Annotated in this window: 13 protein-coding genes; 5 read left to right on the top strand and 8 right to left on the bottom strand. The window is 62.7% G+C overall.

Going from position 1 to position 14,235, the window contains the following annotated elements; translation table 11 throughout:
• Nucleotides 1-5 precede the first annotated feature (5 nt).
• From Q4G32_RS07090 to Q4G32_RS07105, 5 genes are all read left to right on the top strand, one after another.
• Nucleotides 6-1,370 (top strand): MFS transporter, encoded by a 1,365-nt coding sequence (locus Q4G32_RS07090; protein WP_303350315.1) that lies wholly within the window; start codon nt 6-8, stop codon nt 1,368-1,370.
• Nucleotides 1,371-1,482: 112 nt separating this feature from the next.
• Complete coding sequence (locus tag Q4G32_RS07095) at nt 1,483-2,727, top strand: glycoside hydrolase family 1 protein (protein ID WP_303350316.1); 1,245 nt, start codon at nt 1,483-1,485, stop codon at nt 2,725-2,727.
• 177 nt (nt 2,728-2,904) lie between these two features.
• Nucleotides 2,905-3,165: a hypothetical protein gene (locus Q4G32_RS07100; protein WP_303350318.1), complete on the top strand. Its 261-nt coding sequence runs from the start codon at nt 2,905-2,907 to the stop codon at nt 3,163-3,165.
• On the top strand, nt 3,140-3,481 hold the full coding sequence (locus Q4G32_RS13930) for a multicopper oxidase domain-containing protein (RefSeq protein ID WP_368660368.1): 342 nt from the start codon (nt 3,140-3,142) through the stop codon (nt 3,479-3,481). Before Q4G32_RS07100 ends, Q4G32_RS13930 begins: the two co-directional genes overlap by 26 nt.
• Nucleotides 3,430-4,518, top strand: coding sequence for a multicopper oxidase family protein (locus Q4G32_RS07105; RefSeq protein WP_303350360.1), 1,089 nt, complete (start codon nt 3,430-3,432; stop codon nt 4,516-4,518). The genes Q4G32_RS13930 and Q4G32_RS07105 overlap by 52 nt, the downstream gene beginning before the upstream one ends.
• Nucleotides 4,519-6,254: 1,736 nt before the next feature.
• Here the strand turns inward: Q4G32_RS07105 and Q4G32_RS07110 are convergent.
• From Q4G32_RS07110 to Q4G32_RS07140, 8 genes are read right to left on the bottom strand one after another with little or no spacing between them, the layout of a single operon-like run.
• Entirely contained in the window at nt 6,255-6,992 is a 738-nt protein-coding gene (locus Q4G32_RS07110; protein WP_303350320.1) for a phosphocholine cytidylyltransferase family protein, read from the bottom strand.
• Complete coding sequence (locus Q4G32_RS07115; RefSeq protein WP_303350322.1) at nt 6,989-8,128, bottom strand: iron-containing alcohol dehydrogenase; 1,140 nt, start codon at nt 8,126-8,128, stop codon at nt 6,989-6,991. Before Q4G32_RS07115 ends, Q4G32_RS07110 begins: the two co-directional genes overlap by 4 nt.
• Complete coding sequence (gene pgk / locus Q4G32_RS13935; protein WP_368660369.1) at nt 8,125-9,318, bottom strand: phosphoglycerate kinase; 1,194 nt, start codon at nt 9,316-9,318, stop codon at nt 8,125-8,127. Before pgk ends, Q4G32_RS07115 begins: the two co-directional genes overlap by 4 nt.
• The gene (gene argC, locus Q4G32_RS07120; protein ID WP_368660370.1) at nt 9,306-10,385 is read right to left on the bottom strand and encodes an N-acetyl-gamma-glutamyl-phosphate reductase; all 1,080 of its coding nucleotides are present in this window, start codon (nt 10,383-10,385) and stop codon (nt 9,306-9,308) included. The genes pgk and argC overlap by 13 nt, the downstream gene beginning before the upstream one ends.
• Nucleotides 10,382-11,428, bottom strand: a complete 1,047-nt coding sequence (locus tag Q4G32_RS13940; RefSeq protein ID WP_368660371.1) for a zinc-binding dehydrogenase — start codon at nt 11,426-11,428, stop codon at nt 10,382-10,384. Before Q4G32_RS13940 ends, argC begins: the two co-directional genes overlap by 4 nt.
• A complete protein-coding gene (locus Q4G32_RS07130; RefSeq protein ID WP_303350324.1) occupies nt 11,412-12,371 on the bottom strand; it encodes an NAD(P)-dependent oxidoreductase in 960 nt (319 codons plus the stop codon). Before Q4G32_RS07130 ends, Q4G32_RS13940 begins: the two co-directional genes overlap by 17 nt.
• Entirely contained in the window at nt 12,368-12,997 is a 630-nt protein-coding gene (locus Q4G32_RS07135; protein ID WP_303350325.1) for a pyridoxal 5'-phosphate synthase, read from the bottom strand. Before Q4G32_RS07135 ends, Q4G32_RS07130 begins: the two co-directional genes overlap by 4 nt.
• Nucleotides 12,994-14,220, bottom strand: a complete 1,227-nt coding sequence (locus tag Q4G32_RS07140; RefSeq protein WP_303350326.1) for an ATP-grasp domain-containing protein — start codon at nt 14,218-14,220, stop codon at nt 12,994-12,996. The genes Q4G32_RS07135 and Q4G32_RS07140 overlap by 4 nt, the downstream gene beginning before the upstream one ends.
• Nucleotides 14,221-14,235: the final 15 nt, after the last annotated feature.

A 14,235-nucleotide genomic window follows, 5' to 3' on the forward strand; every position in this document is an offset into this window, starting at 1 on the left:
GACACATGTCTCCCACCTCAGATCTCGCCCGCCGGGCACCGAACCCCTGGTGGGTTGGTGTGGTTGCGGGCATGGCCTCCTACATTGACGCCGCAGCCATCGTGAGCTCAGGTATTGCTCTGGTCCTGTACCAGCACACCATCGGGATCACTGAAACCCAGATCGGCATTCTCTCCGCCACTCTGACCTTGTGCATCGCCATCGGTGCTTTGACCGGTGGACGGTTGGGCGATCAGTTCGGCAGGCGCGCCGTGTTCATTGCCACCATGGCCATGATCGTGGTGGGAGCAACCTTGTTGGTTTTCGCCGGTGGCTTCACCGCACTGCTGATCGGCACCATCCTCCTGGGCCTGGGCAGTGGCGCAGATCTACCCGTGTCCCTGGCAACCATTGCTGAGGCCGCCAATGACCAGAACAGAGGAAAGCTGCTGGGCTTCTCCCAGGTGCTGTGGTTCATGGGCATTCTGGCCTCAGTGGGGCTCTCCACCGTGGTGGGAGGAATGGGTCAGCTCGGGGCTCAGATCCTCTTTGCCAACGTGGGTCTGTCCGCGCTGGTGGTTCTGATCCTGCGTTTGAGCATCCCCGAATCAGCGTCCTGGCAGGCGGCACATGCCGAGCGGTCCGCTGGAATCCACACGGTTCGCGCTGAACGATCCAGCATCAAGGATGTTCTGACGCAGCGCATTTACCTGGTGCCCTTCCTTGCCCTGCTGGTGTTTTACTCACTGACGAACGTGGGGGCCAACACCGGCGGCCAGTTCGGCACCTATATCGCCGTCAACGTGGTGGGGCTCTCCGTCCAGACGAACTCGTTGATCGGCCTCATCGGGTTCCCACTGGGTTTGTTGTGGGCACTGCTGTTCATGAAGATTGCAGACGGCCCGCGTCGCATGAACTACTTCGCCATGGGCGCCATAGTCCTGGTGATCTCATACCTGTTGCCCGTCATCTTGGGCTTCACCGTGCCTGTCTGGATCGCCGTGCAGGTGCTCCAAGGACTCGGTTCGGCATTTGCCTTTGAGGCCATCATGAAGATCTGGACGCAGGAGTCCTTCCCCGTTCTGCTCAGGTCATCGGCCCAGGGCACCATCATCGCCGTCGCACGTGTGGTTGCTGCCGGTGCCGCTCTGGTCACCCCCACCCTGGCCAATACCCCCGCCGTGTTGTACGGGGTACTCAGCGCAGTGGTGGCTATCGGCCTGGTGGTCGGGTGGTTGGCCTTCCGCAACAGCCGGTTCAATGCCTTCGACGTTGAAGACATGGACCTGACCGAAGCCAAGCAACAGCTCTACGACGAGGGCATCCGCAAGAACCCTCCCACGGAAGCCACCACGCTGGTCACCGACAGCAGCGCAGAGCCACGTAGCTGATCGTCAGCTGAACCCAACACCTTCCACAACGGTGGTGGTCAACCTGTTCTCGGTTGGTCACCACCGTCCCCGTCCTCCGTCAACAACACCGCAACCGCAGGAGAATCGACCCGTGACTTCCCGCTTTCCCGCAACTTTCCTCTGGGGTGCCGCCACTGCGGCCCACCAGGTTGAAGGTAATAACACCAACTCCGACGTGTGGTTCCTGGAGAATCTGCCCCACACGGACTTTGCCGAACCGTCCGGAGCCGCCATTGAGCACTACGACCGCTACCGGGAAGACATTGCGCTGCTAGCCGGCCTGGGCTTCAACACCTACCGTTTCTCCCTGGAGTGGTCCCGCATTGAGCCGGAAGAGGGCCAGTTCAGCCCAGAGGCGATCAGCCACTACCGGGACGTTCTTCTGGCCTGTCGTCAGCACGGGCTGACAACAGTGGTCACACTTTTCCATTTCACCTCGCCCCGCTGGTTGCTGCATTCCGGTGGATGGGAAAGCGAACAGACCGTTGAGTTCTTTGAGCGTTATAGCCACCGTGTGATGCGGGACCTGGGCGATCTGATCGACGTTGTGTGCACCATCAACGAACCCAATCTGACCTGGTTACTGGCCACCTTCGGCGTCGTGGAGAAGGATGCCGAAGCACGCGCACGTACACCCATGATTCTCAGCGCCGCGCAGGAATTGGGGGTCGCCGCCCAGGGACTGGCTCCGTTTCTGTCCTGTGCCACCGAGCGCAGTTACGACGTCGTACTAGCCGCCCACCGTGCCGCAACACGCGCCGTGAAAAGCACACACCCGGACACCCCAACCGGGTGGACATTGGCCAACTCCGCGATTCACGCCGCGCCGGGTGGTGAACAGCACGCTGCGGCCGTGCGGGAAGAGGTCAATCTGCGATTCCTCCGGGACTCCCGCGGAGACGACTTTGTGGGAATCCAGAATTACGGGCGCACGGTGTACGCAGCTGACGGACTCGCACCACCTCCCCCGGACGTTGAACTCGATCAAATGGGACGTGAAATTTACCCGGACGGTCTGGCCGAAACCATCCGCGAAGCCGCTGAGGTTGCACAGATACCCGTGATGGTCACAGAGAACGGAATGTGCACCGACGACGACGCACAACGCCTGGCCTATCTGGAAGCCGCGTTACGGGGCGTGGCTGGCTGTCTGACGGAAGGTGTGGATGTTCGTGGCTACATGGCATGGTCAGCTTTCGACAATTACGAATGGACCTTTGGCTACGGCCCTAAGTTCGGCATCATCGCGGTGGACAGGCACACCCAACAGCGGGAGCCCAAACCCTCTGCCCGGTGGCTGGGACAGGTGAGCCAGACCAACGGGTCAAGTTTGTGATGGGCCAGATGCCCTGAGCCGCTGGCCTTTGTGCCCGTCGAGTGCGCAGTTTTGTGGCCCCTGAGTCAGGCGGTTTCAGGGGCCACATAACTGGCAACTCGGCGGGAGGGTGGGCGGAGCAGCCACATAACTGGCAACTCGGCGCGCGCGAACTGCGCCAACGCATAGGGTCGAATCATGGTTTCCCCCGGCACCTCGCATGCAGTCACTCGTCGCCGTCTGCTGAAGACCAGTGCCGTCACCGCAGGCGGGCTGACGCTGACCACGCTGTTCACGGCGTGCAGCGGGGGCGCCCGGGACAACCGGCGAGCGCAGGGAAGTGCGGGGGCTCTGCTGACCAGTGAGCTGGAATTACCCGAGCCCTTCCAGGTGCCCCTGCCCATCCCGGAGGTGCTGGAACCCACTCGGACGGATGCGGACACGGACTACTACCGCTGACCTGGAGATCATCCCCCACACCACCACGCAAGTGTGGGGTTACAACGGCACCGTCCCGGGCCCCACGCTGATCTCCCAACGGGGGCGCCGCACTGTGGTGACGCATCGCAATGAACTGCCCGTGCCGGTGGTGGTTCATCTCCATGGCGGGGTCACCGCACCGGAGCACGACGGCTACCCACGGACGTCATCTTCCCCACCACTACCGACCACGGCGATCACGCCACCCACGACGCCGGCACCGACTTCGAGCACTCCGACCATCTGGCCAGCGGAGACACCAGCGATGGGGAGCGCGAATACATCTATGAGATGAACCAGCCCGCCGCCACCCTCTGGTACCACGATCACCGCATGGACTTCACCGGCCCCCAGGTTTACCGCGGCCTGGCCGGTTTTCACCTGATTCACGACCACGCCGAAGACGCCCTCGGTCTCCCATCTGGCGACCGCGACATCCCCCTGATGATCATGGACCGAGCTTTTGCGGCAGATGGATCTTTTCTCTACCCCTCCGTTGACCCAGACCTGGTGGATCCACCCGGTGTGGAGGCTGAGTACATGAGTGGCGTGCTGGGCGACTGCATCCTGGTCAACGGGGCACCTTGGCCCGTGCTGGAGATTTCCAACACCAAGTCCCGGTTCCGAATCCTCAACGCGTCCAACGCCCGCCGGTACCGGCTCAACCTGGACGGTGGCATGCCGTTTGTGCAGATCGGCAGTGACCTGGGCCTGTTGGAAGCTCCCGTTGAGCACGGGACATTGGACATTGCCCAAGCGGAGAGGTTCGACGTCGTCGTTGATTTCTCTGAGGTGGCGATAGGTGAGGAAGTCACGCTGCGCAACCAACACGGGACTGACGGCACTGATGTGATCATGCGGTTCAAGGTCACCCGCCAGGAGGAAGATTCCGGCCCCATCCCTGACCGACTAGCCGAATTGGAGACGCTGTCAGAGGACGATGTGGTGGCCGAGCGCGAGTTCGTGTTTGCCCGCGGTGGCGCGCAGGCCCACGGGATGGCCCTGTGGACGGTGAACAACCAGGCTTTTGACCCGGACACCATCCTGGCCGACCCCCAATTGGGCACGGTGGAGCGGTGGCGGATCCGTGGGCTGGATGTTGAGCATCCCTTCCACATCCGCATGGCCCCGTTCCAGGTGATTGGCCAGGACCGGCAGCAGTCCGTGAGCAGTTTCAACCACGGGTGGAAGGACACCGTCAGCATGGACACCGGCGGTCAGGTGGACCTGCTGGTGCGCTTTGACGGGTACCGCGGGAAGTACGTGTTCCACTGCCACAACCTGGAGCACGAGGACATGATGATGATGATGGCCAACTTTGAGGTGGTGTGAGTCCAAGAGATGCTGGGTCCGGAGACTCGAGTGTTGCTTGGCCTGAAAGGCACGCGCTCCGCAGCCATAGCGATGGTAAAACGATTTCGTATCAGGCTCTCGGGGGCGCTCATGCCAGCAATCCGGTCGACGGCCGCCAGCCAGGCTGCTTACCCCGCACCGGTCTTTACCGGGCTATAGACGCTGGGAACCTCACTCACATAGCTCGAGGGATTTACCTTCCCAAGGAAGCAACGGCTGCTGACTGGGACCTGGTCAAAGCCGCCGACCGGACGCGATGAGATCTCGATCGCGGGCAGCGACCTGTCCATTGGGCTCTACTCTCCGGAACTTTGTATCGCTGACGCTTTTCGCCTACGAAGGCAGCTCGGTTACGAAACTGTACGTGATGCCCTCATGCAGTGGCTGCGTCGCGGCGGAAAGCCCACTAAATCTGTTGAATATCGCTCTGAAGAGCCCCGAGCCAAGGCACCTATTCGCCAAGCGTTGGATGTCATGTCATGACCGGAGGTGAGGATTCTTCAAGAAGTTGCAGACCAAAGCAAGATCGGTGGCCGCCAAAACTGGCACCCCGACACCCACCCAAAAGTAATTGGTACGGCATCTACTCGAATCGTTGTTGGACCGTCTCAGCCGCGCAGAGCACAGCCAAGACTTCGTTCTCAAGGGCGGTATTCTCCTGGCGTCCTACGGTGTTTGGTGTCCCACCAAAGATGTCGACGCGAATGCGATCAGTGCCGATGTCATGCCTAAGTATTTGCGACTCGTCATTCCCTCCTCGCTGAGGTCCCGACTGACGATGGCGCGACTATGTCGACGTTGTGCAACTGTGCCGCTAGGACTTCGAACCAACGGAACTACGGCGATCCGCTGAGGCCGTCTCGCTTTCGCGGTGTCCCTGCCGGTGTTGAAGCTCTCCCGCCAGCCCTACTACCGCTGGCTGACCTGCCCAGTCAACGACACCTTACTTGTGGAGGCATACCGGGAGACCGCATTGTTCAATGGGCACTGCGCATGATCCCGACTCCGGCTACCTGCTCCTGCTCGAGAAGGCGGGTGAGGTGATGTTCGAGCGGAGCGAGTAGCGAATCTGCTCCGAGATAGGCAGGTGGTCAGCGTCCGAGAAACCCCAGCAGGGCGAGGCGAAGAAGCCCGGTGCACCGGTCCATGATGGACTGTGCGCTGTGGCCGACATGTCCGGCGTGACCCGGAACGTCTTCGCACCAGACCACTAAGGGGATGCCTTACGTTTGTGCGGTCATGGACATTCACTCTAACCGGATCGTGGGCAACTCCATTGATGACGGATGAAGTCCCCGCTCTCACGTCACAGCACTCAACAACGGCGTCGCCACCCGCGAAGAACTCCGCATCACCAGCGTGCGATTAATCGAGAAAATTTATCATCGACGCCGGCGCCAGGACACTCTTGGCAAGTTTGACCCCCATCGGATACGAGATAATCATGACCACACCAACCACTCAGGCTGCTTGACCCAACTTGTAATCTACCCGCGCAACAGTCACCACTGGCCTCCTACCCCGGCCGCACACAGCAAGCATCCAATCCAAACACGCACCCCAGCGCCCCAAGATGTCTCAACCGTAAGCCTCTCCCTGGGCCGGACCGGGCTGGAGTGAACAATGAACTTCACCTCCCGTAACCCATCCACCGCGAGTGGCCTTTCCGTCGTTAATTTTCGAACAGCTCCATTGCGCCCTCGAACTACCGCCAACTACTTGACGCGGGGTAACGGAGCCCACGCCGGCAGGGCTGTCGCACGGCGGCGCCCTTGCACAAGGTCTTCCTGGGTGTCGACCTCCCACCACTCCTCTGGCCCAACAGCCACCTGAAGCAGGAGAACACGCTTCGCGGCCTCGCTCATCGCGTAGGGATACCACAGATCTTCCCCACCACAGACAAGCATGCTTCGCACCTCCTCGGCCAGCACTGCCGCATCGGCGGATCGCCAGATCGACATCCCGAGCCCCTCTCCGCTCGCCTCAGACACGGGAATATTCTTACTTAGTTTCACGACTCTTCCCTCCTCGACTTGCGCCCCCAGATCGAACGTGTCACTTCGAGAAGTATCGACTACGATGCCGCTACCTGGGGTGTCCCACAGTCGCCGGACCACGGCGGGGGATGTGAGCAGGTCGCTGTCGCTCACGAGGAAACCCTCGTCCCACCACGGAATGGTCAAGCTCAAGGAGTACAGGTTATTCGTAGTTTGATAGCACTCGTTCACGATGAACTCCACTGGATGACGCAGGTCGAGACCCTCTACATGACTCCGAACTGCCTTCTCAGCGTGACCAAGCACCACCACGATGCGCGTGATCTCCATCTCGTCGAGTCGACTGAGGACTGTTCCGATCAAGCTATGACCACCCAGCTCCAGTAAGGGCTTTGGCATATCCAGGGCGGTCCCCAGCCGCCGACCCAACCCGGCCGCAGGCACAATCCCGATCATCGCGTGTCACCCGTCATCAGCGCGTTGTTTAGGACAACGTCCAATCCCTTCGCATTCACGCCGGTGATCGGGTCATTGTCCAGGTTGCCCCCCAGGACGCCACGGGCGAGGTCTACATGCTCCTGCTCATAACCCATGACGGCGAGGGAAATGGGCAGGCCAAGCTGGCAAATCACGTCGCGGATGACATCCCGCAAGTCAGTTCCACCCAGGAGCGCTGCGATCTCGTTCATCGGCTCGGGCGGTAGGTCCATGTAAAGCTGATCGACCCATGCCGGATAGACCGCCGCCAAGCCACGCCCGTGGGTGCTGGGTACGCGCGGGTCCCCACCAAGTGCCTGCTGAATGCGGTGCGGGTAGCCGGTGCTGGCATTAGCGACGGTATACCCACCAAGGAGTGAGGCCGTGGCCTGTGCTTCCCATGCCTCGCGTGTGGCGCACCCCTCGGCGATGGCTGGGAGGGTACGACGGAGAATTTGCAGTGCCTCACGGCACCACATGCGGGAAATAACCGATGCGCGGCGCGCCATGAATCCCTCGATGGAGTGAGACAGCGCGTCAAAGCTCGTCTGCGCGGCAACATTCTGTGGCATCGTGGGCAGCCATATTGGGTCCACTACCGCCACACGTGGCAGCAAGCACCGTCCACGGATACCCGATTTCAGGCCTCGATCAGGGTCTGTGATGATGGCCCCTCGTGTCACCTCGGCACCACTACCCGCCGTCGTCGGAATCGCCACAACATCGATGGCGCTCGTATTGTCCGGCAGGGTCATGCCCACCAGCTCTGCCGAAGAGTTGCGATGAACAGCGACACTGATCGCCTTGGCCGTGTCGATCGCACTACCGCCACCCACAGCGATAATAAGGTTGATATCTGCACTGCGGGCCAACTCAACACCGCAGTCCACGTCTTGGGTTGTCGGCTCTGGACGCACGGAGTCGTGCAGGGTAATGGTGCAGCGCGCCTTATCAAGCTGTTCACGGACCGCATCGAGAGCACCCGATTCGCCCGCGCTGGCCGAACCGGAGACGAGCAGGCAATTTTTACCGAACCCCTCGATCATAGTGGCGAGCTCCGTCGTTGCTTCCGCACCGAGCATGACCCGGGTGGGCGTGCAGATTTCCGCTGTCACAGACTTTCCCTTCTTCGATCTCGAACCCGTCTCAAGTCTTCGACAACAGGTGAGAATCCCTTGCTCAAGTACACCAGGGCCGCTCCACCACCGGCCGATGCAGTCCCCGTGACATCCAGCTCGGTACAGGTGTCACCGCCGAGAAAGACCGCCTTCTCCCCGAGGGGTTCCAGGAGCCGTCCTACCTCGCCAGCTGCCTCAGCATGACCTTCACCTATGTGCCCAGGGGGCCCCGCCACCACTGCGCGCGGCGCCACCAGGAGAGCGTGGGCCACGCGCTGCATGTCACGTGTATCCCACCGCACGTCCACGACCGCCCATCCAGGCTTCGTGGGCGCTGTCACGGGGATCCACTGCAGCCGCCCCGTGGCGCTCTCCCGCTGGCACACCTCGGTGGGAAGCACGAGCCGATCCCCAAGGCTGCGCGTGGCCTTCAGAAAGCGGGTAGAGTCACCTGCCGAGAGGGTGGGCCGGGACGAGTTCCCGAGCTCGAGACCCCGAGCGCGCCGCAGGGAGTTGAGCACGCCCCCAGCCAACAGCACGCATGCGGTGCGATCCGCTAGGGCGCCCGTCACAGCCATGGCTTTCTCACGCTTCATCCCTCCTAGGACGAGCGCACCCAAGGAACCGTGCCGCAGCGGTTCAAGGGCAGCGACCTCCCGGGCCAAACCCCGACTCAACCATGTCGGCATGTGCTGGAGAATACCGGTATTCGAAGCGTTGCGACGGTGGCTCTTGGAAAACCCACCGATGATCGCGCGCGGCGCAAGCGTCGCGTACGCGCGGGCCAAGGCCTCGTCGCACCTCTCCTCTCCCGGATCGAGCCGTGTGTTGCGCAGCAGAGTGATTGTTCCGGGCCCAGCGCCAACGGACCGGATGTTCCTCCAAGGGTCAGAGTCGTAGCGCACGGGCAAGCCCATTCGCTGCCACGCGCTGGCGATATGCTCCTGGTCCCCTGCCGTGCCATCTTTTGCCGAACCCTGGTGGTTGAGAACGATAACCTCAGCGCCCGCCTCCGCAAGCGCTGCGAGATCAGGGATTTCCTCCGTCAAGCGCTCGGGCGCCCCACCCCACGGGGGTACGTTGGCACCAGCAGAGTAGAGCCAACGCTGTCCAACCTTGACGCGTGCGGGATCGAAGATGAGCTGGGCATACTGCGAATCGTGGTTGTCGGGCACTACTCTAGCCATTCCAACCCAGCGGATTCAGGGAGACCGAACGCGACATTCATGTTCTGGACCGCGCTACCGGCGGCCCCCTTACCGAGGTTGTCAGACACCGCGACCACCTTGATCGAGTGAGTTCGAGGGTCCACGTCTGCACCTATCTGGCAGTTGTTGGTCCCCGTCACAGACGAAACCCAGGGGTAGAGGGAGTAGTCCTTGTGGTTGAGTGCGCCCTGACGCTCGGGGGCGATGACTTGGACGAATCGCTCCCCTTCTCGGCCAGCCCCGTAGGCGTCGCAGAAGACATCCAGCAGGTCCGCACGCGAGGGAGATTCGCCGCCAGTGACCTCAATCGATGCTGTGAGGTGGATTCCGCGGGGAAAGTCCGCATGAGCGGTCGACATGTCCACCACCGTGTTGACACCACCCCAGATCCTCACGGCAGCCTCGATCTCGGGCGCATGTCGGTGCCCGTCCAGACCGTACGAGAGCAACGTGCCGCTCGCCACAGCTGCGCTCGTCTCGCGTCGAGGGCTACTTCCCGCACCTGTCATGCCGTTCACCGCATAGATGGTCACACGGCTGTCGGGCTTGAGCATCCCCGCACAGGCAAGCGGGATGAGCGCCAGCTCAGCTGTGACGGCGAAGCAGCCGGGGTTGGCAACCAGTCGTGCGCCGTAAAGTTCCTCGCGCGCCATCTCGGTCAGACCGTAACGTGCTGTAGCCAGGAGCGCAGGCGCCGGATGTCGAACACCGTGCCAGCGCTCCAGGTCTTCCGCGTTAGGGAAGCGGTGGTCCGCACTGAGATCGATCACGCAGCTGCCTGCGGTCGTGAGCTGCTCGCTGATCTGCATGGCCTCCCCGGTGGGGGTGCACATCAGTACGGCATCGAGGTCGTCGCGCTCCAGCACTTCGGACACGGGCTGCAGGAGAAGGCGGTCCGACAGGCGCCGGTGCAGGGTCGCGAGGTCGCCATCGGACCGAGCGAACGGAATCACGGTCCCGACGGCGGGGTGGCGCAGAAGCAGACGACACGCCTCAACTCCGGCTGCCCCTGTGGCCCCCACGACTCCCACGGTCAAAGTTCTCACTGCGGCACTTCCTTCTCCTCGATATCGAGAATGACCCGACCTGCGGGGCGGGACACCTTCGCGGTAAGCATCTCGAACGCTTGCGCTATCTCGCCGATGGGGCGGCGGTGGGCAATCATCCCCAAGGCGTCGAGACCACCCTCCAGTAACGCAACCACCTCATAGACGTCGCGGCGTGTGGCAAGATGCGAGGTGAAGAGCGTGAGCTCGTGGGCGACATAGGCATCGAGCGGGATGGGTACATCCTGCCCGGCATAACTCACGACGACAACGTGTCCGCCCGGGCGTGTCAGTTCCAGCGCCTCTCGTAGACACGAGGGATGGCTATTCGTTACCAGGGTGAGATCCGCCTGCACCTCGCCATACCGCGCCCGGTCCTCTGGATCTGAGGCACTGAGGAAGCACTCTGCCCCTAAATGCTCGGCGTAGTGCTCTTTCTCCTTTCCTAGGTCGGTAGCAGTGACATGCAGGGCCCCGGCCGCACGGGCGAGGACTAGGGCGGCCGAACCTATACCCCCTACGCCGACCACAGCTACACGCGGTCGCCCCAGCGACGTGCGACGCCACGCATGCCAAGCAATCGAGAGAGGTTCGACGAGGACCCCCTGGAGTCGGGGCAACTGTGCCGAGAGGCGCACAATCATCGGTTCCCGTAAAGTCACATGGCGCGCGAATGTGCCTGCCCATCCCTCATGTGAGAGGTTAGTTCGTCGCTCACACAGGTTGATCAGCCCGACCCGGCACTGACGGCATACCTCGCAGGGGCAGAAGGCGGAAGTCGCAACCAGGTCCCCTGGAAAGACAGATGTCACGGCAGCACCGACTCCGACCACCGTGCCGCACATTTCATGGCCGAGCACTACCGGAGGCCTTTTATAAGGGTGCCGACCGAGGAAGGCTCCAATATCGGAGCCGCATATCCCCGTGTGGTGCACCTGAACCAGGACTTCGTCTCCTGTAGGAGGCCGTAACTCCACGAGTCGCCGTTCAAAAGTGCTCTGCAGGGTGAGCTCGTAAACCCACGACTCAGGCATGGTTACCATGGGCAACTCTCCCCTCACACTCGAGTCGACGAATCCGACTAACAACCTCGCGTGCGATCCTCTCTTGGGCCTCGTCTGTAGACCCGCCGAGATGAGGGGTGAGCACGGCACGCTCATGCTGGGCTAGGACGGGAATCCCCGATTCTTCGGCATGGACGTCTACGGCGACGCCTGCGAGGCGTCCAGAGTTCAACCCCGCGAGAAGCGCGTGATGATTTACCACACCGGCTCGGCTCACGTCGACCACCATGCATCCCTGACGCACCCGTTCGAGCAGGGCGGCGTCGATCAGATTGCGCGTCTCCGGAGCGCCTGGGACCTGGACGGAGATGGCGTCGGAGCGCTCAATCAGCTCTTCCAACGGGCACAGCTCAATACCCCGGGCGGCGAGTTCCGTACGCCGGGCGGGATCCTGGCGAGCCACGCTGGCCAGAGTGTGCATTCCGAATCCCTGCGCGAGTTCGGCCACGCGGGAGCCGATCTTGCCGCACCCGACGATTCCCAGGGTCCGTCCACCGAGTTCCGTACCGCAGAGGAGCGCTTTATTCCACTGCCCCTCCCGCACCTGCCGATCAGCCTCCACGATGTGCCGACTCAACCCCAGCAGGTGGCCGATCACGAACTCGGCCACGGCGTTCACTCCGGGGCTGGGAATCGAGGAGAGCTCCACACCGTCGGCCTCGGCGCGGGTCACATCGATGTTGTCTAACCCATTGCCAGCGCGGATCACGGCGCGCAGGTGGTTAGCGACATCGAACGCCTCTGCGTCGACCTTCACGCTACTGCGGCACACGAGCACATCAGTGTCCGCGAGCTGCCCCAGGAACTGGGCACGGGTCGGCCGGTTCACCACGGCGAGTTCGGTGAAGCTCGAAAGCTCCTTGATGCCGGTCTGGTGCATTGGGTCAGTGACGAGAACCTTCAGCACAACGCGGCGATTCATGGCTCTAGGCGGCATGCGTCCCACGCTCCATTCGCCCCCCGACGATAGCAGAGGCGACGGTGGAGCCGGTTGGCGCTCCCGTGCCAGAACTCGACCTCATCAGGGATCACGTGCCAGGCGTGCCATTCGTCGGGCCGCTGGAGTTCACCGCTCTCTTCGATGATCTTAGCGCGCTCCCGCAAGGTATCCTCGTCCTGGAGCGGGCGGCTCTGGTGTGAGGCGATCACGGCGGCGCGGGCCGCCGCCGGTCGAGCGTCAAACCGCGCGTCGGACTCCTCAACCGTCGCCTTCACGGCCCGGCCCTTAACGGAAATTTGCTGCATAGTCTCGCGCCAATAGAAGGTCAGTGCGCAGCGGGGATCTGTCTCGAGCTCACAACCCTTGCGGCTCGCCGCGCTGGTCGTGAAGACAAGACGAGTATCGTCCACATCCTTGATCAAGACGGTTCGAGTGGAGGGCCCTTCCTGCCCCGCCGTCGCGAGCGTGGCGGCAGCGAGTTCGCGGACCCCGACGGCCTGAGCGCGGTCCATCCACTCCCGAACGATCGGGAGGGGCGCTGACGGAGGGATGTCGAACTCGGGAAGATCAAGCTGGATGTCCCCAGACAGGGTTTGTGGAGAGGTCATGGGAGTCCCTTCTGCTCTTGCTGGTCATTGATCAAAATCCGAGCGGGGTCGAGTAGGTCGTCGAGGAGGTGGGAGAGCGCAGCATCGTCGGCCGCGCGCACGATGGCATACGCGACTCGGTCTGCGGACGACTCCGCCGGTTGCACCTGATGCCCGGGAGGGAAACGCTCCCCCCAACGCACGACCCCCGCGGACGTACGCAGTTCACCCCACTCGATTCCCTGCAGGGCACCCCGGCGGTGGGCCACAAGAAAGCACGTGCCGTACCGGCCGCCGACCTGGTCCGGCCTACGGACATGGGGGAACCTTTCCAGACTCGGGGTCTCGATCCCGAGTGCGGCCTGGATATGCGCCGCGTAAAGGTCCCTGTCATAGGCTCGGGAAATAGCCTCCATGAGATGGTCACCAGGCATGCGCACCATGGTTTCCATCACCACGACACGCTCGCCGCTCTCCCGGAATTCCATGCTCATCATGGCGTCACGCACCCCCAGGTGGGACAGCACCTGGCGTAGAGCCCCACAAGCGACTTCGGCCAACGCTGGGTCGACCACCTCGAACCCCACGCGGTGCGCCACCTCCACGAAGTGCTTCTGGTCCTGAGTGGTCTTGTGCGTCAAATTGGTCAGCACGGGCTCGCCCGCCACCACAAGTGCCTCGACGCTGTACTCCTGACCCTCGACGTACGTCTCGCACAGCACGGGCCCCTCGACGCCTCTGCGCGCCACGACGTCCTCAATGTCGCTCGGTGCCACCACGCGCTCGACCCCGTGGCTACCCATCCCGTCAAGCGGTTTGACCACTGCCGGCAGGTGCTCCTGCAACCAAGGCGCAGCGTCCGTTATTGAGGAAGCCAGTAGGTGCTCTGGTTGATCCACTATCCCGTCCAGCTGCGCGCGCTGGAGCGCCTTATTCCGGCTCGTTAGCGCTGCCCGCATGCCCGGTCCCGGGATTCCGTAGGTGTCCTGTACCAGGGCCGCCGCCAACACATGGGGTTCCGAAAAGGCGAGACAACCCCAGCGCTCACCACCAGCCGCAAGCCTGGCGGCGAGGGCCAACGCGGGGCGCACCCAACCGGTCTCGTGACCAGCTTCCCCGTCTGGGAGCACCTCTTGGTCGATGAGTGGATAGCGCTCGGCGAGGGTCGCGAGGCGTCCCGCAGTGTCCACCACCGCGATCTGCAGCCCGTTACGCCGGGCAGCGTCGAGGTAGGGCTCGGCCATCACGCCAGCGCCGAC

Source organism: Kocuria sp., from assembly GCF_030538595.1.
Taxonomy (GTDB): domain Bacteria; phylum Actinomycetota; class Actinomycetes; order Actinomycetales; family Micrococcaceae; genus Kocuria.

What these genes read in the sequence shown, in the direction of transcription:
- Q4G32_RS07110 (WP_303350320.1), bottom strand. Translation starts at nt 6,992, where the DNA reads ATGATCGGGATTGTGCCTGCGGCCGGGTTGGGTCGGCGGCTGGGGACC.
- Q4G32_RS07140 (WP_303350326.1), bottom strand. Translation starts at nt 14,220, where the DNA reads ATGGCCGAGCCCTACCTCGACGCTGCCCGGCGTAACGGGCTGCAGATC.
- Q4G32_RS07090 (WP_303350315.1), top strand. Translation starts at nt 6, where the DNA reads ATGTCTCCCACCTCAGATCTCGCCCGCCGGGCACCGAACCCCTGGTGG.
- Q4G32_RS07100 (WP_303350318.1), top strand. Translation starts at nt 2,905, where the DNA reads ATGGTTTCCCCCGGCACCTCGCATGCAGTCACTCGTCGCCGTCTGCTG.
- Q4G32_RS07135 (WP_303350325.1), bottom strand. Translation starts at nt 12,997, where the DNA reads ATGACCTCTCCACAAACCCTGTCTGGGGACATCCAGCTTGATCTTCCC.
- pgk (WP_368660369.1), bottom strand. Translation starts at nt 9,318, where the DNA reads ATGGCTAGAGTAGTGCCCGACAACCACGATTCGCAGTATGCCCAGCTC.
- Q4G32_RS07130 (WP_303350324.1), bottom strand. Translation starts at nt 12,371, where the DNA reads ATGAATCGCCGCGTTGTGCTGAAGGTTCTCGTCACTGACCCAATGCAC.
- Q4G32_RS13930 (WP_368660368.1), top strand. Translation starts at nt 3,140, where the DNA reads ATGCGGACACGGACTACTACCGCTGACCTGGAGATCATCCCCCACACC.
- Q4G32_RS13940 (WP_368660371.1), bottom strand. Translation starts at nt 11,428, where the DNA reads ATGGTAACCATGCCTGAGTCGTGGGTTTACGAGCTCACCCTGCAGAGC.